At 73.8% G+C, this 20,619-nt stretch carries 16 protein-coding genes; 7 read left to right on the plus strand and 9 right to left on the minus strand.

The annotated features are described in order from the left end of the window. Positions 1 to 125: 125 nt before the first annotated feature. Together ABT093_RS33585 and ABT093_RS33590 are read right to left on the minus strand one after the other, a co-directional pair. The gene (locus ABT093_RS33585) at positions 126 to 2,504 is read right to left on the minus strand and encodes an immune inhibitor A domain-containing protein (RefSeq protein ID WP_350570807.1); all 2,379 of its coding nucleotides are present in this window, start codon (positions 2,502 to 2,504) and stop codon (positions 126 to 128) included. Positions 2,505 to 2,670: 166 nt separating this feature from the next. Then, positions 2,671 to 4,749, minus strand: a complete 2,079-nt coding sequence (locus tag ABT093_RS33590; protein WP_350570809.1) for a S9 family peptidase — start codon at positions 4,747 to 4,749, stop codon at positions 2,671 to 2,673. A gap of 92 nt (positions 4,750 to 4,841) precedes the next feature. Here ABT093_RS33590 and ABT093_RS33595 point away from each other — a divergent pair, with 92 nt between their 5' ends. Further along, on the plus strand, positions 4,842 to 6,011 hold the full coding sequence (locus ABT093_RS33595; protein ID WP_350570810.1) for an aminotransferase class V-fold PLP-dependent enzyme: 1,170 nt from the start codon (positions 4,842 to 4,844) through the stop codon (positions 6,009 to 6,011). Between the two features lie 11 nt (positions 6,012 to 6,022). Here ABT093_RS33595 and ABT093_RS33600 read toward each other — a convergent pair whose 3' ends face one another. Next, entirely contained in the window at positions 6,023 to 6,355 is a 333-nt protein-coding gene (locus ABT093_RS33600) for an ArsR/SmtB family transcription factor (protein WP_350570812.1), read from the minus strand. A gap of 42 nt (positions 6,356 to 6,397) precedes the next feature. Beyond that, entirely contained in the window at positions 6,398 to 6,772 is a 375-nt protein-coding gene (locus ABT093_RS33605) for a hypothetical protein (protein ID WP_344322143.1), read from the minus strand. A 263-nt stretch (positions 6,773 to 7,035) separates the two neighbouring features. Between ABT093_RS33605 and ABT093_RS33610 the strand changes: the two genes are divergently transcribed. Beyond that, a complete protein-coding gene (locus ABT093_RS33610; RefSeq protein WP_350570829.1) occupies positions 7,036 to 9,909 on the plus strand; it encodes a DEAD/DEAH box helicase in 2,874 nt (957 codons plus the stop codon). A 111-nt stretch (positions 9,910 to 10,020) separates the two neighbouring features. Here ABT093_RS33610 and ABT093_RS33615 read toward each other — a convergent pair whose 3' ends face one another. From ABT093_RS33615 to ABT093_RS33630, 4 genes are all read right to left on the minus strand, one after another. Next, positions 10,021 to 10,362 carry a winged helix-turn-helix domain-containing protein gene (locus ABT093_RS33615; protein WP_350570814.1) on the minus strand — a complete coding sequence of 114 codons (342 nt, stop codon included), beginning with the start codon at positions 10,360 to 10,362 and terminating at the stop codon, positions 10,021 to 10,023. Continuing rightward, entirely contained in the window at positions 10,359 to 11,156 is a 798-nt protein-coding gene (locus ABT093_RS33620) for a hypothetical protein (protein ID WP_350570815.1), read from the minus strand. Before ABT093_RS33620 ends, ABT093_RS33615 begins: the two co-directional genes overlap by 4 nt. A gap of 134 nt (positions 11,157 to 11,290) precedes the next feature. After that, a complete protein-coding gene (locus ABT093_RS33625; protein WP_350570830.1) occupies positions 11,291 to 12,193 on the minus strand; it encodes a 5'-3' exonuclease in 903 nt (300 codons plus the stop codon). Between the two features lie 57 nt (positions 12,194 to 12,250). After that, a complete protein-coding gene (locus ABT093_RS33630; protein WP_350570817.1) occupies positions 12,251 to 13,294 on the minus strand; it encodes a cation diffusion facilitator family transporter in 1,044 nt (347 codons plus the stop codon). Between the two features lie 183 nt (positions 13,295 to 13,477). Here ABT093_RS33630 and chrA point away from each other — a divergent pair, with 183 nt between their 5' ends. Then, positions 13,478 to 14,653, plus strand: a complete 1,176-nt coding sequence (gene chrA / locus ABT093_RS33635) for a chromate efflux transporter (protein WP_350570819.1) — start codon at positions 13,478 to 13,480, stop codon at positions 14,651 to 14,653. Positions 14,654 to 14,671: 18 nt separating this feature from the next. Here the strand turns inward: chrA and ABT093_RS33640 are convergent, their stop codons facing one another. Next, entirely contained in the window at positions 14,672 to 15,409 is a 738-nt protein-coding gene (locus ABT093_RS33640) for a gamma-glutamyl-gamma-aminobutyrate hydrolase family protein (RefSeq protein ID WP_350570821.1), read from the minus strand. 156 nt (positions 15,410 to 15,565) lie between these two features. Between ABT093_RS33640 and ABT093_RS33645 the strand changes: the two genes are divergently transcribed. The 4 genes from ABT093_RS33645 (at position 15,566) to ABT093_RS33660 (ending at position 20,492) form a co-directional block, all read left to right on the plus strand. Further along, positions 15,566 to 17,008: a glutamine synthetase family protein gene (locus tag ABT093_RS33645; RefSeq protein ID WP_350570822.1), complete on the plus strand. Its 1,443-nt coding sequence runs from the start codon at positions 15,566 to 15,568 to the stop codon at positions 17,006 to 17,008. Between the two features lie 5 nt (positions 17,009 to 17,013). Next, entirely contained in the window at positions 17,014 to 18,405 is a 1,392-nt protein-coding gene (locus ABT093_RS33650) for an aldehyde dehydrogenase family protein (protein ID WP_350570831.1), read from the plus strand. Between the two features lie 90 nt (positions 18,406 to 18,495). Continuing rightward, positions 18,496 to 19,251 carry a 3-oxoacyl-ACP reductase gene (locus tag ABT093_RS33655; RefSeq protein WP_350570833.1) on the plus strand — a complete coding sequence of 252 codons (756 nt, stop codon included), beginning with the start codon at positions 18,496 to 18,498 and terminating at the stop codon, positions 19,249 to 19,251. A 110-nt stretch (positions 19,252 to 19,361) separates the two neighbouring features. Further along, entirely contained in the window at positions 19,362 to 20,492 is a 1,131-nt protein-coding gene (locus ABT093_RS33660; protein WP_350570824.1) for a DUF2510 domain-containing protein, read from the plus strand. Positions 20,493 to 20,619 lie beyond the last annotated feature (127 nt).

Below are 20,619 nucleotides of genomic sequence, written 5' to 3' on the forward strand. Positions count from 1 at the left end.
CTCCGCACCCGGGGGACGCGCGCGGCCGCCCCGGCCCTCCGTGGGGGAGGGTCGGGGCGGCCGTTCTTCCGCGGTACCTGTCTTCCACGGGAGACCCGGTGCTCAGGACACCGGGGGTGCTGGGGTCAGGACGCGGGGCCGACCCGGACGGTGGTGATCCGCCCGCCCTGGGCCTCGCGGACGACCTCGATCTTGGTGTTGGTGTCCGGGACGTTCACCGCGAGCAGCGGGGTGGCCGGGTCGCGGTAGACGCCGCTGTGGTCGTTGAAGACCGGCACGGCCGGCTTGGACCCGATGCGCACCGGGACGCCCGACTTGTGCAGGGTGAACGCGGTGGTCGGCTTGAGCGAGAAGGTCGCGTCGTAGGTCTGCGCCCGGCCGTTGACCAGGGTGCCGTCGGCGAAGCGGATCGGGGTCGGGCGGGCGTCGATCGGCAGGATCAGGCCGCCGCCCGGGTGGTCCTTGGTGTTGTTGTCGCCGTACGCGGTGTCCCAGAGCCAGACGAGCACGCCCTCCTGGTACGGGTAGTTGTCGACGATGTCCTTCTTGCCCTCGACGCCGGAGTAGCCGAAGTTGTACGGCCCGGTCTTCAGGAACTCGCCGAAGCCGGTGTAGCGGCGGTTCTCCACCAGGTAGGCGCGCGGGTGCTGCTTGACGAAGGTGCGGCCGGTCACGATGGTGAAGCCGGTGCTTACCCAGTCCGCGGTGCCGTTCTCGGCGCCGTCGGCGAACAGCTCGGTGCCGCCGGCGGTGATCTTCACCGCGTCGACCAGGACGCCCTTGCCGTGGGTGTTGTTGTCCGAGGTGACGTGGAAGCGGAGCCTGACGTTCTTGCCGGCGTAGCCGTCCAGCGGGATGTGCAGCTGCCGGTAGGCGCCCGAAGTGCCGCTCAGGCCGGGGACGTTGGCGCTGGTGTTGCCGATCGGGGCGCCGTCCACGGTGCCGGGCAGGGCGGTCCAGCGCTTGCCGCCGTCGGTGGAGGCCTCGACGGTCAGGAAGTCGTAGTCCTGCTCGACGTCGTACCAGATCGCCGCGTCGAGGGCGGCCGGGCCGGTGACCGAGGTCAGGTCGACGTCGCGGGCCAGCGCGTTGTCCAGGTCGTCGCCGGTCTGGCTCCACCACTGCTTGCCGCCCTCGCGCGGGTCGGCGAGGTCGGTGCTGGTGGTGCTGTCCGGCAGGTGGACCAGCACGGCCTGTGCCTGGTCGGTGTTGTAGCCGCTGACGCCGAGGGCGTGGCTGGAGCGGGTGGCGGCCTGCGCCTCGTCGTAGTTGAGCCAGCCGAACTGCAGCTTGCTCCAGGCGTCGAGGTCACCGGGGTAGGCGCCGGTGGTGTTCTTGCCCTTGCCCAGGTACGAGCCGGAGGACATCAGCGACCAGAAGTTGACGCTGTTGTCGCCGCCGGTGGTGCTGTACAGGTCGGGCAGGCCGAGGTTGTGGCCGAACTCGTGGGAGAACAGGCCGACGCCGCTGTTCTCGCCCGCCTGGACGTAGTCGTAGACGTACAGGCCGCTGTCGCCGACGGGCGCGCCGCCGATCTTGTTGCCCTCCGGGCCGACCTGGCCGGTCGGGTCGGGGAGGGTCCAGCTGCGGTGCGCCCACAGCGCGTCGGCGCCCTGCGCGCCGCCGCCCCAGGTCTCGTCGACGCCGGCGTGCACCACGATGACGTTGTCGAGGTAGCCGTCGGGCTGGGCGAACTCGCCGTTCTTGTCGTGGTCGTAGCGGTCGTAGACGTCGTACTGGGCCAGCTCGGCCTTGACGTCGGCGGCCGAGCGGCCCTTGGCGACCTGGCTGTCGTACCAGGCCTTGACGGCGTCCCGGATGAACTCCTGGCCCTGGGTCCAGGCGCCGGAGCCCTGCGGGCCCTTGTTGGAGCCGTAGCGGGCCTCGTTCCAGGGCAGGGTGACCCAGTCGCTGACGGTGCCCTCGATGTCGTAGCGGCCAGAGGACTGGGTGCGGTAGTAGTTGCGCATCGAGACCGCGCCGGGCGCGTCGTCGAAGAACATCTTCTGGTAGTACTGCCGGCTGAAGTCCTGGTTCCAGAGCGTGTGGTTGTCGCTCCGGCCCGGCTTGGCGATGCTGTTGTGCAGCGGGCCGGGGGTGCCGCCGTAGCGCGGCTGGCCGTTGTGGAGGGTGGTGTTGTCCACCTGGTCGCCGAACTCGGCGAGGATGACGAAGACCTTGTCCTTGCGCTGCTGGGCGAGCTGGACGTAGTCGTTGCCGACCCGCACCTTGGCGGGCGCCCGGCGGTCGGTGGTCTTCGCCACGGCACCCTTGTTGAGCTGCTCCAGTGCCTTGGTGCGCAGCGACTGGCGCTCGCGCTCCTGCGGGGCGAGCGGGGCGGGCGGGGCTTCGAGGCCGCCGGCCTCGGTGCCGCTGCCGCTCTCGGCGGTGAGAGCGGGCGCGGGAGTGGGGGAGGCGGCCTGGGCGGCGGTGGACCCGAGGAGGGTGGCCGCTATCGCACTCGTGGTGAGTGCGGCCGCGAACGCCGCGGACAGTCTGCGCAACTGACCGGTCCTTTCCGGACGGGGGTGGTCGGGTGAGCGCAGGTAATATTTCACATGTCATGGGTCACACGGAAGACTTCGGGCTCCGGTCCCGGCAAAAGCCGGGCGCCGCACGGCCCGGATGGGGCCGTGCGGCGCCCGGAGGGGTCGGCCGGGGGTCGGCGGGTCAGGCCAGGGAGGCTCGCAGGAAGGCGAGTTCGGCCTGCGCCAGCTGCTCGTTCACACCGCCCGGCGTCATGTGCGTGACGCCGGGCAGGGCCAGCAGGCTGTGCGGGCGGCCGGCCCGGGTGAGCGCCTGGGAGAGCAGCAGGGTGTGCGAGGGGTGCACGTTGTCGTCGGCCAGGCCGTGGATCAGCAGCAGCGGCCGGGTCAGCGACGGCGCGTCGTCCACCAGGCAGTCGGCCGCGTAGCCCTCCGGGTTCTGCTGCGGCAGGTCCAGGTAGCGCTCGGTGTACGCGGTGTCGTACAGCCGGAAGTCGGTGGGCGGGGCGCCCGCACAGGCGGCGTGGAAGACGTCCGGGCGGCGCAGCACGGCCATCGCCGCGAAGTAGCCGCCGTACGACCAGCCCCGCACGCCGACCCGGCCGAGGTCGAGGTCGGGGTGCGCCTCGCCGAGCGCGAGCAGCGCGTCCACCTGGTCGTCCAGCGCCACCTGGGAGAAGCGGCGGAAGATGGTCCGGGTGAAGGCCGGGGAGACGAACGGGGTGCCGCCGTTGTCGACGGTGACCACCGCGAAGCCCTGGTCGGCCCACCACTGCTTGAGCTGCCAGCGGCGCGGCTCGTTGGCCACCGCCTGGTAGCCGGGGCCGCCGTAGACGTCGAGCAGCACGGGCAGGCGCCGGCCGGGGACGTGCCCGCGCGGGTAGACCACGGCGCTGGGCAGGGCGCGCCCGGTCACCCGGGCCAGCCGCGGCTTGACCCGGAAGGGCAGGGCGGCCGAACGGTCCGTCAGGGCGGTGACGCCCTGCGGGGTGAGGGCCTCGCGGCGCACGCCGTCCGGGTCGGCCGAGGTGAGCAGCAGGGTGTCGCCGGCGGCCAGGGCGCTGTGCACGCCGGGGCCCTCGGAGAGCCGCTCGGGGGCCCCGCCGTCCGGGTCGACCAGGTGGACGTGCTGGTCGAACGGGTCGCCCTCGCCGGTCTCGCAGAGCAGCTTGCCGCGCAGCCGGCCGACCACCCGGCGGATCTGCAGGCCGGTGGTGTCCAGCGGCTTGCCGTCCAGGGCCAGGCCGCGGGCCTCGGGCGTGTCGTGGACGGTGAGCAATCGGCCGTCGTCCAGCCGGGCGGGGGTGCCGGGCAGGTCGTCGACCCAGAACGCGTCGGTGGTGCGGGAGAGTTCGGTGGTGGCGCCGGTGGCCGGGTCGGCGCTCAGCAGCAGGATGTTCTGCTGCAGCCGGTCGGCGACGGTGAGCAGCAGTTCGTCGTCGCCGGCCCACTCGGCGGCGCACAGGTAGGGGAAGGCCGCGGTGTCCCAGGCGAGTTCGACCCGGTTGCCGTCCAGGCCGAGCACCCAGAGCCGGACGTCGGCGTTGGGGCCGCCGGCCTGCGGGTAGGCGAACCGCTCGGGGGCCTGCTCGGGGTGGGCCGGGTCGGCGAAGTGGCGCGGCGGGACGGCGGACTCGTCCACCCGGGCGGCGAGCACGGCGCCGCCGTCCGGACGCCACCAGTGGCCGCGGTGGCGGCCCAGCTCCTCGGCGGCGGCGAACTCGGCGACGCCCCAGCGGGCGCCGTCGTCCGGGCTGAGCCGCTGGCGGCCGGGGACGTCGGCCGAGGTGACGTAGAGGGCGTCGTCGGCGACGTAGGCGACGAGTTCGCCGGTCGCGTTCGGGCGGGGGTCGAAGGCCGGGCCGGCGGTGGGGATCTCGGTGCTGCGGCCGGTGGCGGTCTCGGTGCGGAAGAGCCGGCCGTCCAGGACGAAGACGGCGACGGCGAGGTCGGGGGTGGCGGCGAAGGTGCCGATGCCGGCGGCGGTGAGCCGGCTCCGCTCGCGCAGCCGGCGCTCGACCGCCGGCAGGTCGGCGCTCGCGCCGGTGCGGCCGGGGGCGAGCGCGGTCGGGTCGGCGACCTCGCGCTCCTCGCCGGTGGCGAGGTCGAGGAGGTGCAGCCGGTCGAACGGGTCCTCGGGGCCGGTGGAGCGGAGGAGCAGCAGGCGGGTACCGTCCTGGTTGAGCGACACCGCTCGAGGGGCACCGAAGCTGAAGCGGCCGGTCCGGGCGCTGAGGGAGAGGTAGGAGTCGGTGATGGTCACCGCCCGATGGTCGCCGCGGGACCCGTCCTCAGACCAGTGGGGCGACATGTGAAATGTCACACATCACGTGATCCAGGTAACAGGAGGAGAGTATGACCGAGACCGCGCGGAGCGTCGAACCGCCCGAGCCGCTGGCCGGCACCGAGACGCTGTTCTCGCTGGACCCGGCGGTGGTCCACCTCAACCACGGCTCCTTCGGCGCCGTCCCCGTCCCGGTCCAGCGGCTCCAGCGGCGGCTGCACGAGGAGCAGGAGGCCGACCCCGACGGCTTCTTCGCCGAGCTGCCCGCCCGGGTCGCCGCCGCCCGGACCCGGATCGCTGCCGCCCTCGGCACCGAGCCCGAGCTGCTCGCCCTGGTGCCCAACGTGACCGACGCGATCGCCGTCACCCTGGCCAACGTGCCGCTCTCCGCCGGGGACCACGTCCTGGTCAGCGACCACGGCTACGGCACCGTCACCGAGGCCGTGCGGCGCCGGGCCGAGGACGCCGGTGCGGAGCTGCGCACCGTGCGGCTGCCGCTGGACCTGCCCGACGGCGACGCGGTGCGCGAGACCGTGCTGGCCGAGGTCACCGACCGCACCGTGCTCGCCGTCCTGGACGGCATCACCTCGCCGACCGCCCGCCGCCTCGCCACCCCGGACCTGCTGCGCGCCCTGCGCGGCCGCGGCGTGACCACCGTGGTGGACGCCGCGCACGAGCCCGGCATGCTGGCCGGGCCCGTCCCGGAGGAGGCCGACTTCTGGTTCGGCAACCTGCACAAGTGGGCCTTCGCCCCGCGGGCCACCGGCGTGCTGGTGGTGCGCCCGGAGTGGGCCGGCAAGATCCGTCCGCTGATCCTCTCCTGGGAGGACCACCAGGGCTACCCGGCCTCCGTCGAGTGGCGCGGCACCCTGGACTACACGCCCTACCTGGCCGCCCCGGCCGGACTCGACCTGCTGGACGCGCTCGGGCCGGAGCTGGTGCGCGGCCACAACGAGCGGCTCGCCGCGTACGGCGCCGCGCTGGTGGCCGAGCGCACCGGGCTCGCGGCGCTGCCGTCCTCGGCGGGCCTGTCGATGCGGGCGCTGCGGCTGCCGGCCGGGGTCGCCGAGACGCTGCCGCAGGCGCAGGAGCTGATGGCCGGGATGTGGCGGCGGCACGCGGTGCGCACGGTGGCGCGTCCGTGGCCCGGCGGCGGGGTGCTGCGGGTGTGCGCGCAGCTGTACAACCGGGCGCCCGAGTACGAGGTACTGGCGGACGGGCTGGCCGGGCTGCTCGGGTAGCCGCGACCCGCTCAGTCCGCGGCGGCGCGCAGCTCGGCGAGCAGTACGTGCTGGTCCGCGAGGACCCCGGTGAGGATCCGCCGCGCCGCCCGCAGCAGGTCGGCGACGTCCCCGCCGGCCAGCGCGTACACCACCGTGCTGCCCTCCCGGGTGGCGCTGACGATGCCGGACCGGCGCAGCACCGCGAGCTGCTGCGAGAGCCTGGAGGGTTCGACCTCCAGCTCCGCCAGCAGGTCGCGCACGGGCGTCGGTCCGGCCTGCAGCAGCTCCAGGACCCGGATCCGGACGGGGTGGCCGAGCATCCGGAAGAACTCGGCCTTGGCCTGGTACAGCGCGATCGCCACGGCGCTCCCTCCCTGTTCCCCTCGCCGGTGCGTTTCCGGCCGTCAGATCTCCAGCGCCGTCTCGATCCGCTTCAGCTGGTGGCGGGCCATCGCCAGGTTGGCGCGGCCCCGGTTGAGCGCGAGGAACAGGAACAGGCCGCGGCCGCCCTGCGTGGTCAGCGGCCGGAGCAGGTGGTACTGGCTGGTCAGGCTGACCAGGATGTCCTCGATCTCGTTGTCGAGCAGGTTGAGGTGCTCCATCGCCCGCATCTTGGCCCGCACCACGTCGGTGTTGCCCGCGGCGGCGACGTTGAGGTCCAGTTCTCCGCCGTCACCGAGGGTGCCGAGGGCCATGCCGCTGCCGTAGTCGACCAGGGCGACGCCGATCGCGCCCTCGATCGCCATGGCCTCCTTGAGCGAGGTCTCCAGGTTCGCCATCGTGCGCTCCTCCCGTGGGCCCGGTGGGTGTCACCGGGATGTGGCACCGAATGTAGGCAGGCCGCACGGCGTGTCACCGCGGATGACCGGAGTCGTCCGAAGCTGGTCGCCGGGTGACCGCTTGAAGACATTTGCAACTATGGATGTGAGAGAGAAGCGATCCCTTGCCCGGGAAAAACGGTGCTATCGATGTCAGCCCCGCCGGGTAACCTCTCGCTGAGATGCGAGATCACACCAACGACCCCCGCGACCCCCGGACGGCGATGAACACCCCTGAGCGCGAGCCCTCCGACGGCCGGGAGCCCACCGACGAGCAGGAGCTCAGCCCGGCCGAGGCCTTCGCCGCCTCCCGCCGCCGGGCCAGGGAACAGGCCACCGCCCTGTTCGGCTTCCAGCAGCTCTACGACTTCCCGCTGGACGACTTCCAGCTGGAGGCCTGCCGCGCCCTGGAGGCCGGCGAGGGCGTCCTGGTCGCCGCGCCCACCGGCTCCGGCAAGACCATCGTCGGCGAGTTCGCCGTCCACCTCGCCCTCCAGGGCGGGCGCAAGTGCTTCTACACCACGCCGATCAAGGCGCTCTCCAACCAGAAGTACGGGGACCTCGTCCGGCGCTACGGCGCCGCCAAGGTCGGCCTGCTCACCGGCGACAACACCGTCAACGGCGACGCCCCGGTCGTGGTGATGACCACCGAGGTGCTCCGCAACATGCTCTACGCGGGCTCCAGCACCCTCGACGGCCTCGGCTACGTGGTCATGGACGAGGTCCACTACCTCGCCGACCGCTTCCGCGGCGCCGTCTGGGAGGAGGTCATCATCCACCTCCCCGAGTCCGTCACGCTGGTCTCGCTCTCCGCGACCGTCTCCAACGCCGAGGAGTTCGGCGACTGGCTGGACACCGTCCGCGGCGGCACCCGGGTCATCGTCTCCGAGCACCGGCCCGTCCCGCTCTGGCAGCACGTGATGGCCGGCAACCGGATGTACGACCTGTTCGCCAGCCCGGACCGCGACGGCCGCCCCAAGGGCAGCCTGCGCAACCCCGGCAAGGCGGTCAACCCCGAGCTGGTCCGCCTCGCCCGCGGCGAGCTCGACCGCAACCCGCGCGACCGCTTCGGGCGCGGGCGCGGCCGCTCCATGCCCAACGGCCGCCCCGGCAAGGTCTGGACCCCGGGCCGGGTCGACGTCATCGACCGGCTCGACGCCGAGGGCCTGCTGCCCGCCATCACCTTCATCTTCAGCCGGGCCGGCTGCGAGGCCGCCGTCCAGCAGTGCCTCTCCTCCGGCCTGCGCCTCAACAAGGACGCCGACCGCGCCCAGGTCCGCGCCCTCGTCGAGGAGCGCTGTGCCGACATCCCCGACGAGGACCTGCACGTCCTCGGCTACTTCGAGTGGCTGGACGGCCTGGAGCGCGGCATCGCCGCCCACCACGCCGGCATGCTGCCGCGGTTCAAGGAGGTCGTCGAGGAGCTGTTCGTGAAGGGTCTGGTCAAGGCCGTCTTCGCGACCGAGACCCTGGCCCTGGGCATCAACATGCCGGCGCGCTCCGTCGTCATGGAGAAGCTCGTCAAGTGGAACGGCGAGACCCACGCCGACATCACCCCCGGCGAGTACACCCAGCTCACCGGCCGGGCCGGACGGCGCGGCATCGACATCGAGGGCCACGCCGTGGTCCTGTGGCAGCGCGGCCTCGACCCGGAGGCGCTGGCCGGCCTCGCCGGTACCCGCACCTACCCGCTCAAGTCCTCGTTCCGGCCGTCCTACAACATGGCCGTCAACCTGGTCTCCCAGTTCGGCCGGCACCGCTCGCGCGAACTGCTGGAGACCTCCTTCGCGCAGTTCCAGGCCGACCGCTCGGTGGTCGGCATCGCCCGCCAGGTCCAGCGCAACGAGGAGGGCCTGGAGGGTTACCGCGAGTCCATGACCTGCCACCTCGGCGACTTCGAGGAGTACATGGCGCTGCGCCGGCAGCTCAAGGACCGGGAGAACGACCTCGCCCGCGAGGGCAGCAGCCAGCGCCGCGCCGCCGCCGTCGAGTCCATCGAGCAGCTCCGGCCCGGCGACGTCATCCACGTGCCGACCGGCAAGTTCGCCGGCCTCGCCCTCGTCCTCGACCCCGGTCTGCCGCCGGTCAACCGCTCGCCGCGCGGCGGCCCGCGCCACCCCGACTACCAGGACGGGCCGCGTCCCGTGGTGCTCACCGCCGAGCGGCAGGTCAAGCGGCTCGCGATGATCGACTTCCCGCACCCCGTCGCCGCGATCGAGCGGCTGCGCATCCCCAAGTCCTTCAACCCGCGCAGCCCGCAGTCCCGGCGCGACCTCGCCTCCGCGCTGCGCACCAAGGCCGGCCACCTGGAGCCCGAGCGGTTCCGGCGCGGGCGCGCGGCCGCCGCCGACGACCCCGAGATCAGCCGGCTGCGCACCGCCCTGCGCCAGCACCCGTGCCACGGCTGCGACCAGCGCGAGGACCACGCCCGCTGGTCCGAGCGCTACCACCGGCTGCACCGCGACACCGAGCTGCTGGAACGCAAGATGCGCTCCCGCACGCACACCATCGCCCGCACCTTCGACCGGGTCTGCGGCCTGCTCACCGACCTCGGCTACCTCAGCGGCGACACCGTCACCGAGGACGGCAAGCGGCTCGGCCGGCTCTACGGCGAACTCGACCTGCTCGCCTCGGAGTGCATCCGCGAGGGCGTCTGGAGCGGTCTCGCCGCCGCCGAACTCGCCGCCTGCGCCTCGGCGCTGGTCTACGAGGCCCGCCAGTCCGACGACGCCACCGCCCCCCGGGTGCCCGAGGGCGCGGCGAAGGAGGCGCTCGGCCAGATGGTCCGGATCTGGGGCCACCTCGACGCCCTGGAGGAGCAGCACCGGATCAACACCGCCGAGGGCGTCGGCCAGCGCGAGCCGGACCTGGGCTTCGCCTGGGCCGCCTACCGCTGGGCGCTCGGCCACTCGCTGGACCAGGTCCTGCGCGACGCCGACATGCCGGCCGGCGACTTCGTGCGCTGGACGAAGCAGCTGATCGACGTCCTCGGCCAGATCCAGGACGCCGCCGGCGAGGACGCCGATCTGCGCAAGACCGCCCGCAAGGCCGTCGACGGCCTGCGCCGCGGCATCATCGCTTACTCCTCCGTCGGCTGACCCTCCCGCCGGGCGTCGCCTCCCGCGACGCCCGGCCCCCGGGGTCCGCGCACGGCGGTGACGGCCGGGAACCCGGGCCGCCGGGAGCGGGTGGCCGGCGGGTCCGGCGTCCTACTCCTGCGGGGCGGCGGCTTCGAGCCGGTGGACGAGGGCGCGCAGGGCGCGCAGCTCGCGGTCGAGGGCCTGGGCGCCGGCGGGGGTGAGGGTGACCCAGGTGCGGGGCCGGCGGCCGGCGTAGCCCTTGTTCACCGCCACCAGGCCGGAGTCCTCCAGGACCTTCAGGTGGCGCGAGAGGTTGCCGTCAGTGAGCCCCAATTCCTGCTTGAGGAAGGCGAAATCGACGCTCTCGGCTTCGCGGGCGATGGCCAGGATGCCCAGCCGGACCCGCTGGTGGACGGTGTCGTCCAGGGCCAGGGTCGGGTGCTGCTCCTCGGTGCCGTCCGCGACGCTCATGGGGTGACCGTACGGGATGCGGCGGACGCGCGGCGCTCGGCGGTCCACTGGGTCAGTCCGGTGGCGAGCAGGACCACGGCGAGCAGCAGGGCCTTCGGCCGGGGGCCGTCGGCCCAGGAGCCGTCGAAGTGGTCGAGCCACGGCAGCCAGCCGCTGCCCCAGAGGCCCGTGAGGTAGGCGGTGAGCAGCGCGGTGTGGACGAGCCCGGTGGCGGCGACCAGCCGGTTGCGCTCGGCGAGGCCGAGGACGAGCAGGCCGATGCCGACCACGTACCAGGGCGAGGCGTAGTCGTTCGCGAGGAAGGAGAGGCCGTCCGGCACCCGGCGGGCGAACAGCAGGAGGACGAGCGGGACGGCGGCGACCAGGACGCCGGCGCCGGCCGCGGTGGCGAGCCAGGCGCCGCGGTGCGGGACGATGCCGCGGGTCTCCCCGCGCCTCCGGTACCAGCGGGCGAGGGCGAACCAGGCCAGCGGGAGGAGGGCGTACCAGACGCCCCAGCCGACGAAGCGCGCGATGGCCCCGTCGAACTCGCCCTCCAGGCACGGCCCGTCGAGCGAGTGCTGCACGCAGAGGCCGATGTGCTCCGAGTAGGCGAAGTACGGATACGAGGTGATGCTGCGTCCGTCGGGCGGGAAGTTGTAGGCCTCCCGGGCGATCGGCACCGCCGCCAGGGCCAGCAGCCCGAAGGCGAGCAGCGGGACGCCCGAGCCGCGCAGGCGGATACGGGCCCGGGCGCGCAACCCCTCGGTGGCGGCGAGCAGTTCGGCCGGGTCGCCCCGGTGCAGTGTGTCCATGGTCCACCCCTGGTGACGTCGTGTCAGTGGCTCTACTTTGCATCGCAAAGTAGATTGCGGTCAAGAGCTCATGGCCACGCAAAGCAAAGAGGGCCCGTCGCGTGGTGTGCGACGGGCCCCGGGGGCGGGTGGTGTCAGCGGGCGGTGAGCGCCTCCAGGACGCGGTCCAGGGAGGTGCCGAGGTTCCAGCGGGCGGAGAGGGACTCCAGGGTCATCGGGTCCAGCGGCTCGCCCGGCAGGGCGGGGTCGAAGTCGGGCAGCGGGGCGTCGGTGGCGACCCGGACCACGGTGGGCGCGACGTCCAGGTAGGCCGAGGCCTCCAGGATGTTGCGGCGCCGGGCGGGGGTGAGCGCGGAGCCGATGTCCTGGGCGGCGGTGCGGATGCCGGCCAGGTCGCCGTACTCGTGGATCAGCTGGGCCGCCGTCTTCTCGCCGATGCCCTTGACGCCGGGCAGGCCGTCGCTCGGGTCGCCGCGCAGGGCGGCCAGGTCGGCGTACTGGGCGCCGCTCACGCCGTACTTCTCGCGCAGCAGCGCGTCGTCGGTGACCTGGAGGTTGCCCATGCCCTTGACGGGGTAGAGCACGGTGATCGCGCGGGCGTCGTCGACCAGCTGGAACAGGTCGCGGTCGCCGGTGACGATCTGCACCGGCCCGGTGGCGCCCGCGGTCAGCGTGCCGATCACGTCGTCCGCCTCGTAGCCGGGGGAGCCGATCCGGGCGATGCCGAGCGCGTCCAGCACCTGCTCGATCACCGGGACCTGCGGGGCGAGGGTGTCCGGCACCTCCTCCTCGCCGTCGGTGGCGGCCTCGGCGACCCGGTGGGTCTTGTACGAGGGGATGAGGTCCACCCGCCACTGGGGGCGCCAGTCGGCGTCCATGCAGGCGACCAACTGGTCGGGCCGGTGGTCGTGGACCAGCCGGGCGATGAAGTCCAGCAGGCCCCGGACGGCGTTGACCGGCTCGCCCTGCGGCGAGCGCAGGGTGTCCGGTACGCCGAAGTAGGCCCGGAAGTAGAGACTGGCGGAGTCGAGCAGCATCAGGCGGGGTGCGGTCACGCCTCCGATCATGCCGTACCGGGCGGACACGCCGGGCCCTCAGTGCTCGTGCGGCCCGGCGCGGTGGACGGGGCCGTGGGCGTCGGCGCAGTGCTCGGGGGTGAGGTCGCCGGGCGTGGCGATCTGCAGCAGCGCGCCGGCCTCGTCCTCGCCGACGTGGTCGACCTGGAGGGTGCTGTGGGTGATGCCGTACTCCTCGGCCAGCCGGCGCTGGAGCCCGCGCCGCACCGCGTGGCAGTCGCCGCCCGGGGTGACCAGGATGTGCGCGGAGAGCGCGGGCTGCCCGGAGGTGATCTCCCAGATGTGCAGGTCGTGGATCTCCTCGACCAGCGGCTGGGCGACCAGCCGGTCGGCCACCGCGTCCGGGTCGACGCCGGCGGGCGCGGCCTCCAGGAAGATCCGCCCGGAGTCGCGGACCAGGCCGATGCCCGCCTTCAGCATCAGCGCGACCACGACGAGGGAGGCGATCGAGTCGGCCCGGGCGAAGCCGGTGGTCACCATCACCACACCGGCCACGGCGGTGGCGATGAACGCGTAGAGGTCGGTGAGGACGTGCTGGAAGGCGCCCTCGACGTTCAGCGAGCTGCGGTTGGCCTTGGACATGCACCAGGTGGCGGCGAGGTTGACGACCACACCGACCAGCGCGGTCACCAGCACCAGCGACCCGGTGACCTCCGGCGGCTCGAACAGCCGGCTGATCGCCTCGTAGCCGAGCCAGGCCGAGAGCACCAGCAGCGTCACGCCGTTGGCCTGCGCGGAGAGGATCTCGGCGCGCTTGAGGCCGTAGGTGTAGCCGCCGCGCGCCGGGCGGGCGGACAGCCGCATGGCGATCAGCGCGAGGACGATCGAGGCGGCGTCGGTGAGCATGTGCGCGGCGTCCGAGATCAGCGCCAGCGACTGGGCCGCGAAGCCGACCACCACCTCGCCGGCCATGAACACCACGATCAGCGCGAGCGCGCTCACCAGCCAGCGGCGGTCGGCGTCGGCGGAGACGCCGTGCGAGTGGCCGCCGTGGCCACCGGAGCCGCCGTGGGCGTGCTTGTGGTCATGCCCATGATCATGGTGGGAGTGTTCGCCGGCCATCGAAGTCCTCTCCTGGAACGCATGAAGACACGGGGGTCAGGGGCGGGCCGTGTGGCGGCCCCGCACTCGAAGTGAACCGCAGATCCAACGAAGATCCAAAGGCTGCACTGGAGACCGTTGTCATTGCCGAGCCGTAACCCCCGTCCGGTATTGTCGCGCCGCCGCTGAACAGGGGAGACACGCATGGAAGCGACCGGACGGGTGAGTCTGGGCACGATCGCCCGCGAGTGGGGCCGGATCGGCATCACCGGCTTCGGCGGGCCGCCCGCGCACATCCTGCTGCTGCGCCGGCTCTGCGTGGAGCGGCGCAAGTGGCTCTCGCCGGAGGAGTTCGAGGACGGCATCGCGGCGACCAACCTGCTGCCCGGACCGGCCTCCACCCAGCTCGCGATCCTCACCGCCTGGCGGCTGCGCGGCACCGCGGGCGCGCTGGTCGGCGGAGCCTGCTTCATCGCGCCCGGGCTCGCGCTGATCCTCGCCCTCGCGGTGCTGTTTCTGGCCGGCGACCCGCCGCCGTGGGTGCTCGGCGCGGCCGCCGGCGCGGGCGCGGCCGTCCCGGCGGTCGCCGTGCAGGCGGCCACCTCGCTGCTCCCCGCGAGCTTCACCCGGGCCGGGCGGGCCCGCGCCGCCCGCGTCCGCTGGGGCGGGTACGCGCTCGCCGGCGCGCTGGCGGCCGTGCTGACCGGCCCCTGGCTGGTCCTGGTGCTGATCGCCTCCGGGCTGGCCGAGATCGCCGTCCGCAGGCAGCCCGGGGGAGCGGGCCTCGAACGCCCCCGCCGCACCCCCGGCGGCCCGCTGCCGCTCGCCGTCGCACTGCCCGCGCTCGGCGGGCTCGGCGCGGTGGCCTGGACGGCGTTCAAGGTGGGCGCGCTCTCCTACGGCGGAGGGTTCGTGATCATCCCGCTGATGCAGGACGACGCCGTCGACCGCTACCACTGGATGACCGACGGACAGTTCCTCAACGCCGTCGCCCTCGGCCAGGTCACCCCCGGCCCGGTCGTGCAGACCGTCGCCGTGGTCGGCTACGCGGCCGCCGGGATCGCCGGCGGGCTGCTCGCCGCGGCGGTCGCCTTCGCGCCGTCCTTCCTCCTCGTGATCCTCGGCGCCCGGCACTTCGACCGGCTGCGCGCCGACCGGCGGGTGCAGGACTTCCTCACCGGCGCCGGCCCGGCGGTGATCGGCGCCATCGCGGGTTCGGCGCTGCCGCTCGCCGCCGCGCTCGGCCACGGCTGGCAGTGGGCCGTGCTGGGCTGCGCGCTGCTCTGGCTGGTCGGCGCGCGGCGCGGGGTGGTGCCCGCCCTGCTGGCCGCCGGCGCGGCGGGGGTGATCGCCGCGGCCACCGGGCTGCCGCTGTCCTGAGCGGTCCCCGGGGACGGGCTACCCCACCTCCACCGGCTCCAACTGCACCGACCGCGCCGCCGTCGCCGCCCGCACCAGCGCCTGCATCACCCGCAGGTCGTCACCCTGCTCCGGATGCCACTGCACCCCGAGCGTGAACCCGGGCCCCTCCACCGCCTCCACCGTCCCGTCCGGCGCGTGCGCGCTCACCCGCAGCCCCGTCCCCAGCCGGTCCACCGCCTGGTGGTGGAAGGTCGGCACGGTCAGCTCCGGCTCCGGCAGCAGCCCGCCCAGCAGCGTGCCCGGCACCGGCCGCACCAGGTGCCTGGCGTACCGGCCGGGCGAGCCGCCGTGCATGTCCGCCTCGACGACGTCCGGCAGGTGCTGGATCAGGGTGCCACCGCACACCACGTTGAGCACCTGCATGCCCCGGCAGATCCCCAGCAGCGGCATCCCGGCCGCCAGCGCCGAGCGCAGCAGCGCGCTCTCCCAGACGTCCCGCTCCACCGCGTCGATGTCGCTCAGCGGGTGCGGCGGCTGCCCGTAGTAGGCCGGGTCGATGTCCGGCCCGCCCGCGATGACGAGGGCGTCGAGCCGGGCCAGCACCTCCGGCGCGCGCTCGGGGGCGTCCGGCGGCAGCAGCACCGCGATCCCGCCCGAATCCTGGACGTACGCGGTGTACCGCTCGGGCACCAGGGCCACCCGACGATCCCGCCAGTCGCTCCAACTCGCGTCCACCAGATAGGTGCTGACGCCGACAATAGGCCTGCGATCCATGGCGCGCATTCTCCTCCCGCACCGCCCGATCCCTCGTCAACCTCGCACCTCGGCGCGCCACACCCGCCCGCCCTCTTCCGTGCCCTCCGCGACAGGCCGTACGGTTCGCTGTGACCGCTTGGTCTCGCTGCGTGATCGAGGAGGAGGGCGACCGCCATGTCCGACCGCACCACCGCGCCCAGCGGCGCCGGGGCCACAGCCGGCGCCACCCCCGGCACACCCGGTGCCTCCGGCACCCCGCCGCGCCGCGCCCCGCTGACCCTGGACGAACTGCGCACCCTGGTCGACGCCGGCGAGGTCCACACCGTCGCCCTCGCCTTCACCGACATGCAGGGCCGCCTCCAGGGCAAGCGCTTCGCCGCCCGCTTCTTCCTGGACGAGGTCGCCGAGCACGGCGCCGAGGCCTGCGAGTACCTGCTCGCCGTCGACGTCGAGCTGAACACCGTGGACGGCTACGCGCTCTCCTCCTGGGAGACCGGCTACGGCGACTTCGCCATGCGCCCCGACCTGTCCACCCTGCGCCTGACCCCCTGGCAGCCCGGCACCGCCCAGGTCACCGCCGACCTGGCCGGCCGCGGCGGCCACCCGGTGGCCGCCGCGCCCCGCCAGCTGCTGCGGCGCCAGATCGCCCGGCTGGCCGAGCACGGCCTGGCCGCCGACATCGGCACCGAACTGGAGTTCCTGGTCTTCCGCGACACCTACGAACAGGCCTGGCAGGGCGGCTACCGGGGCCTGACCCCGGCCAGCCTCTACAACATCGACTACTCGCTGCTCGGCACCGCCCGGGTCGAACCGCTGCTCTCCCGGATCCGCACCGAGATGGCCGGCGCCGGCCTGGTCGTGGAGTCCGCCAAGGGCGAGTGCAACCTCGGCCAGCACGAGATCGCCTTCCGCTACACCGACGCGCTCACCACCTGCGACCAGCACAGCGTCTACAAGACCGGCGCCAAGGAGATCGCCGCCCAACTCGGCTGCGCGCTCACCTTCATGGCCAAGTACGACCAGCGCGAGGGCAACAGCTGCCACATCCACCTGTCACTGCGCGACGCCGTCGGCGCCCCGGCGTTCGCCGCCGCGGACGGCCGGATGACCGACACCATGCGGCACTTCCTGGCCGGACAGCTGGCCGCGCTGCGCGAGTTCACCCTGCTCTACGCGCCGAACATCAACTCCTACAAGCGCTACCGCCCCGGCTCCTTCGCCCCGACCGCCGTCGCCTGGGGCCGGGACAATCGGACCTGCGCCTACCGGGTGGTCGGCAACGGCGCCGGGCTGCGGATGGAGAACCGGGTGCCCGGCGGCGACGTCAACCCGTACCTGGCGGTGGCCGGCATGATCGCCGCCGGACTGCACGGCATCCAGCAGAAGCTGGACCTGCCCGTTCCCTGCCTCGGCAACGCCTACGCCGCCGACGACTACGCCCGGGTGCCCGGCTCGCTGCGCGAGGCCGCCGACCTGTGGGGCGCGAGCGAACTCGCCCGCGCCGCCTTCGGGGACGACGTCGTCGAGCACTACCTGCACATGGCCCGGGTCGAACAGGCCGCCTACGACAGCGCGATCACCGACTGGGAGCGCTACCGATCCTTCGAGCGGATGTGAGCACCATCGACACGACCACCACCCTCGCCCAGGCGCATCCCGCCGCCCGCACCCTGCACAACCCCGCCACCGGTGAGGCCCTCGGCACCGTCCCCGACACCACCCCCGGGCAGCTGGACGCCGCCGTGCGGCGCGCCGTCGAGGCGCAGCGCGGCTGGGCCGCCCTCGCCCCCGGCGAACGGGCCCGGCTGCTGCGCCGCTTCGCCGACCAGGTGGAGGTGCACGTCCCCGAACTCGCCGCGCTGGAGGTCGCCGAGGCCGGCCACACCATCGGCAACGCCACCTGGGAGGCGGGCAACGTCCGCGACCTGCTGGAGTACGCGGCCGGCGGCGTGGAGCGACTGACCGGGCGGCAGATCCCGGTCGCCGGAGGGCTGGACGTCACCTTCCACGAGCCGGTCGGCGTGGTCGGGGTGATCGCGCCGTGGAACTTCCCGATGCCGATCGCCGCCTGGGGCTTCGCCCCCGCGCTGGCCGCCGGCAACGCCGTCCTGCTCAAACCCGCCGAGGCCACCCCGCTCACCGCGCTGCGACTGGCCGAACTCGCCCTCGCCGCAGGGCTTCCGGAGGGCCTGTTCCAGGTGGTGCCGGGCGCCGGTCCGGTGACCGGCCGGGCCCTGGTCGACCACCCGGCGGTGCGCGAGATCGTCTTCACCGGGTCGACCGTGGTCGGCAAGGAGGTCGCCGCCCGCTGCGCGGCCCGGGCCAAGCGGGTCACCCTCGAACTCGGCGGCAAGAGCCCCAACATCGTCTTCGCCGACGCCGACCTCGAAGGCGCCGCGGACCCGATGTCCTTCCTCGACAACAGCGGCCAGGACTGCTGCGCCCGCAGCCGGATCCTGGTCCAGCGCGAGGCCTGGGACGACTTCCTGGCGCTGCTGCTGCCCGCCGTCGAGCGGATCCGCACCGGTGACCCGGCCGACCCGCGGACCGACCTCGGCCCGCTGATCTCGGCCGCGCAGGTCCGCCGGGTGGCGTCGTTCGTGACGCCCGAACTGCCCGTGCTGGCCCGCGGCGCGGTGCCGGACGGGCCGGGCCACTGGTACCCGCCGACGGTGCTGGCGCCCACCTCGGCGGACGTCCCGGCGGTCACCGAGGAGATCTTCGGCCCGGTCGCGGTCGTCCTGCCGTTCACCGACGAGGCGGACGCGCTGCGGCTCGCCAACGCCACCCGCTACGGCCTGTCCGGCTCGATCTGGACCCGCGACCTGGGCCGGGCGCTGCGCCTGGCCCGGGGCGTCGCGGCGGGCAACCTGTCGGTCAACTCGCACGCCTCGGTGCGGTACTGGACGCCGTTCGGCGGCTTCGGCGAGTCCGGGGTCGGCCGCGAGCTGGGGCCGGAGGCGCTGGCGCACTTCACCGAGACCAAGAACGTTTTCATCCGGACCGAGGAGTAGGAGCACCCGGTGACCCACCAGTCCCACCACCCCCGCGCGTCCGAGAAGTCCGAGAAGGCCGCGCAGCCCCCGGCGCCGGTCTGCCGCCGGCTGGTCGGCCGGACGGCCGTGATCACCGGCGCGGGCAGCGGGATCGGCCTGGCCTCGGCCCGCCGGCTGGCCGCCGAGGGCGCGAAGGTGGTCTGCGCCGACATCGACGAGACCACCGGCAAGGCGGCCGCCGAGGAGGTCGGCGGCCTGTTCGTGCACACCGACGTCACCGACCCGGCGATGGTCGAGGCGCTCTTCGACGAGGCCTACGAGACCTTCGGCAGCGTGGACGTCGCCTTCAACAACGCCGGCATCTCGCCGCCGGAGGACGATTCCATCCTCACCACCGAGCTGGACGCCTGGCGCAGGGTCCAGGAGGTCAACCTGACCTCGGTCTACCTCTGCTGCAAGGCGGCGCTGCCGTACATGCGCCGCCACGGGCGCGGCTCGATCGTCAACACCGCGAGCTTCGTCGCCCGGATGGGCGCCGCCACCTCGCAGATCTCCTACACCGCCTCCAAGGGCGGCGTGCTGGCGATGTCCCGCGAGCTGGGCGTGCAGTTCGCCCGGGAGGGCATCCGGGTCAACGCGCTGTCGCCGGGGCCGGTGGACACCCCGCTGCTGCGCGAGCTGTTCGCCAAGGACCCGGAACGCGCGGCCCGCCGGCTGGTGCACATCCCGCTCGGCCGCTTCGCCCGTCCGGAGGAGATCGCCGCCGCGGTGGCCTTCCTCGCCAGCGACGACTCCTCCTTCATCACCGCGAGCGAGTTCCTGGTCGACGGCGGCATCGCCGGGGCCTATGTGACCCCGCTGTAGCGCGCCCGAGGGGCCCGGCCGCGCCTTCTCACCGTAATCTCATCGAAAAGGCCGGGAATCCGGGGTCCAGCTGATTTCGCGCTTATCCGGCTGCCCTTAGATTCTTTGTCGTGAGTGAGCAGATCCCCGCCGGGTGGTACCCGGATCCGAAGGACATCACCAGCGACCCGAGACCGCAGCGCTGGTGGGACGGCAAGGGGTGGACGGCCGACACCCGGCCCGCACCCTCGGACGCACCGCCGGCGCAGGCCCCGGCCGCCGGTGCTCCGGGGCCGGACGAGGCCGCCGGCCCCCGGGTGCTGGAGGGGGAGGTGCTGGAGGGCGGGCCGTCGGCCCGCTTCCCGGAGCCGCCGCCCTTCGGCACCGCCTACGGTTCGCCGGTGCCGCCGGCCCCGAAGCGGCGGCGCAGGCCGTCCGCGGTGGTGATCGCGGCGGCGGTGGCGGCCGTGCTCGGCCTGGGCGTCGGCTCGGGCGTCACCTACCTGGCGATGGACGACCACGACGAGCGGAACCGCACCGCGCACTCGGGCGACACCGTCCGGCCGGAGGGCGACGGCGGCTGGTTCGGCCTGCCGGGCTTCGGCGGCCCCGGCGGCAACGGCCCGGGCGGCAACGGCGGCAACGGCGGCGACGGCCCCGGTGGTAACGGCGGCAACGGCGGCCAGGGCAAGGGCGACGGCAACGGCAAGGGTGCCGTCCCCGGCAGCGACAAGGCCGTCGACATGGTGAACCGGCTGGTCCTGCCGGTCCCCTCCGGCTGGGAGGGCGGCACCACCCGCGACGGCTACGCCGCGCTCTCCGTCGGCTCCTACGAGTGCGAGGGCGGCGGCAGCTGCTCGCTCGGCGGCGCCAACACCGGCCGGATCGAGGGCGGCGGCACCGACGCGCAGGCGGCGGCCAAGGCCGACATCGAGAAGGCCGCCAAGGACTCCTACAACGAGATCGTCTCGCACGAGGAGCTGAAGTCCGAGGCGGTCAAGGTGGACGGCCGCGACGGCTACCTGGTCCGCTGGAAGGTGGACGCGGCCAAGGGCAACGACGGCTACGTGCAGACGGTGGTCTTCCCGTCCGCCGACGGCAAGTCGCTGGTCTCGGTGCACCTGGGCTTCGACATCGCGGCCAAGGCGCCGGACGTCGCGGTGATGGACACCATCGTCAAGGGCATCGACGACTACAGCGGCAGGCTGCCGGCCTTCCCTGGCGGCCCGAACGGCAACGGCAGCGGCACCGCGAACACCTGACGGGAGGCCGTTCGGCTCACGCACGGCGGCGGCCCGCCCGGCGGCGGCGCTCGGCCCGCGGCCCGAGGCCGAGCAGGGTGGGCAGGACGGGCGGACGGGTGCCGCCGTGGGGGCTGGTCACGGCTGC

Origin of the sequence: Kitasatospora sp. NPDC002551, from assembly GCF_040296005.1 — a bacterium.
In the GTDB taxonomy this organism is placed as follows: Bacteria; Actinomycetota; Actinomycetes; order Streptomycetales; family Streptomycetaceae; genus Kitasatospora.

Bases quoted from the DNA above. Each gene is read 5' to 3' on its own strand.
- ABT093_RS33595 (WP_350570810.1), top strand. From the start codon at position 4,842: ATGACCGAGACCGCGCGGAGCGTCGAACCGCCCGAGCCGCTGGCCGGC.
- ABT093_RS33605 (WP_344322143.1), bottom strand. From the start codon at position 6,772: ATGGCGAACCTGGAGACCTCGCTCAAGGAGGCCATGGCGATCGAGGGC.
- ABT093_RS33610 (WP_350570829.1), top strand. From the start codon at position 7,036: ATGAACACCCCTGAGCGCGAGCCCTCCGACGGCCGGGAGCCCACCGAC.
- ABT093_RS33615 (WP_350570814.1), bottom strand. From the start codon at position 10,362: ATGAGCGTCGCGGACGGCACCGAGGAGCAGCACCCGACCCTGGCCCTG.
- ABT093_RS33620 (WP_350570815.1), bottom strand. From the start codon at position 11,156: ATGGACACACTGCACCGGGGCGACCCGGCCGAACTGCTCGCCGCCACC.
- ABT093_RS33625 (WP_350570830.1), bottom strand. From the start codon at position 12,193: ATGCTGCTCGACTCCGCCAGTCTCTACTTCCGGGCCTACTTCGGCGTA.
- ABT093_RS33630 (WP_350570817.1), bottom strand. From the start codon at position 13,294: ATGGCCGGCGAACACTCCCACCATGATCATGGGCATGACCACAAGCAC.
- chrA (WP_350570819.1), top strand. From the start codon at position 13,478: ATGGAAGCGACCGGACGGGTGAGTCTGGGCACGATCGCCCGCGAGTGG.
- ABT093_RS33640 (WP_350570821.1), bottom strand. From the start codon at position 15,409: ATGGATCGCAGGCCTATTGTCGGCGTCAGCACCTATCTGGTGGACGCG.
- ABT093_RS33645 (WP_350570822.1), top strand. From the start codon at position 15,566: ATGTCCGACCGCACCACCGCGCCCAGCGGCGCCGGGGCCACAGCCGGC.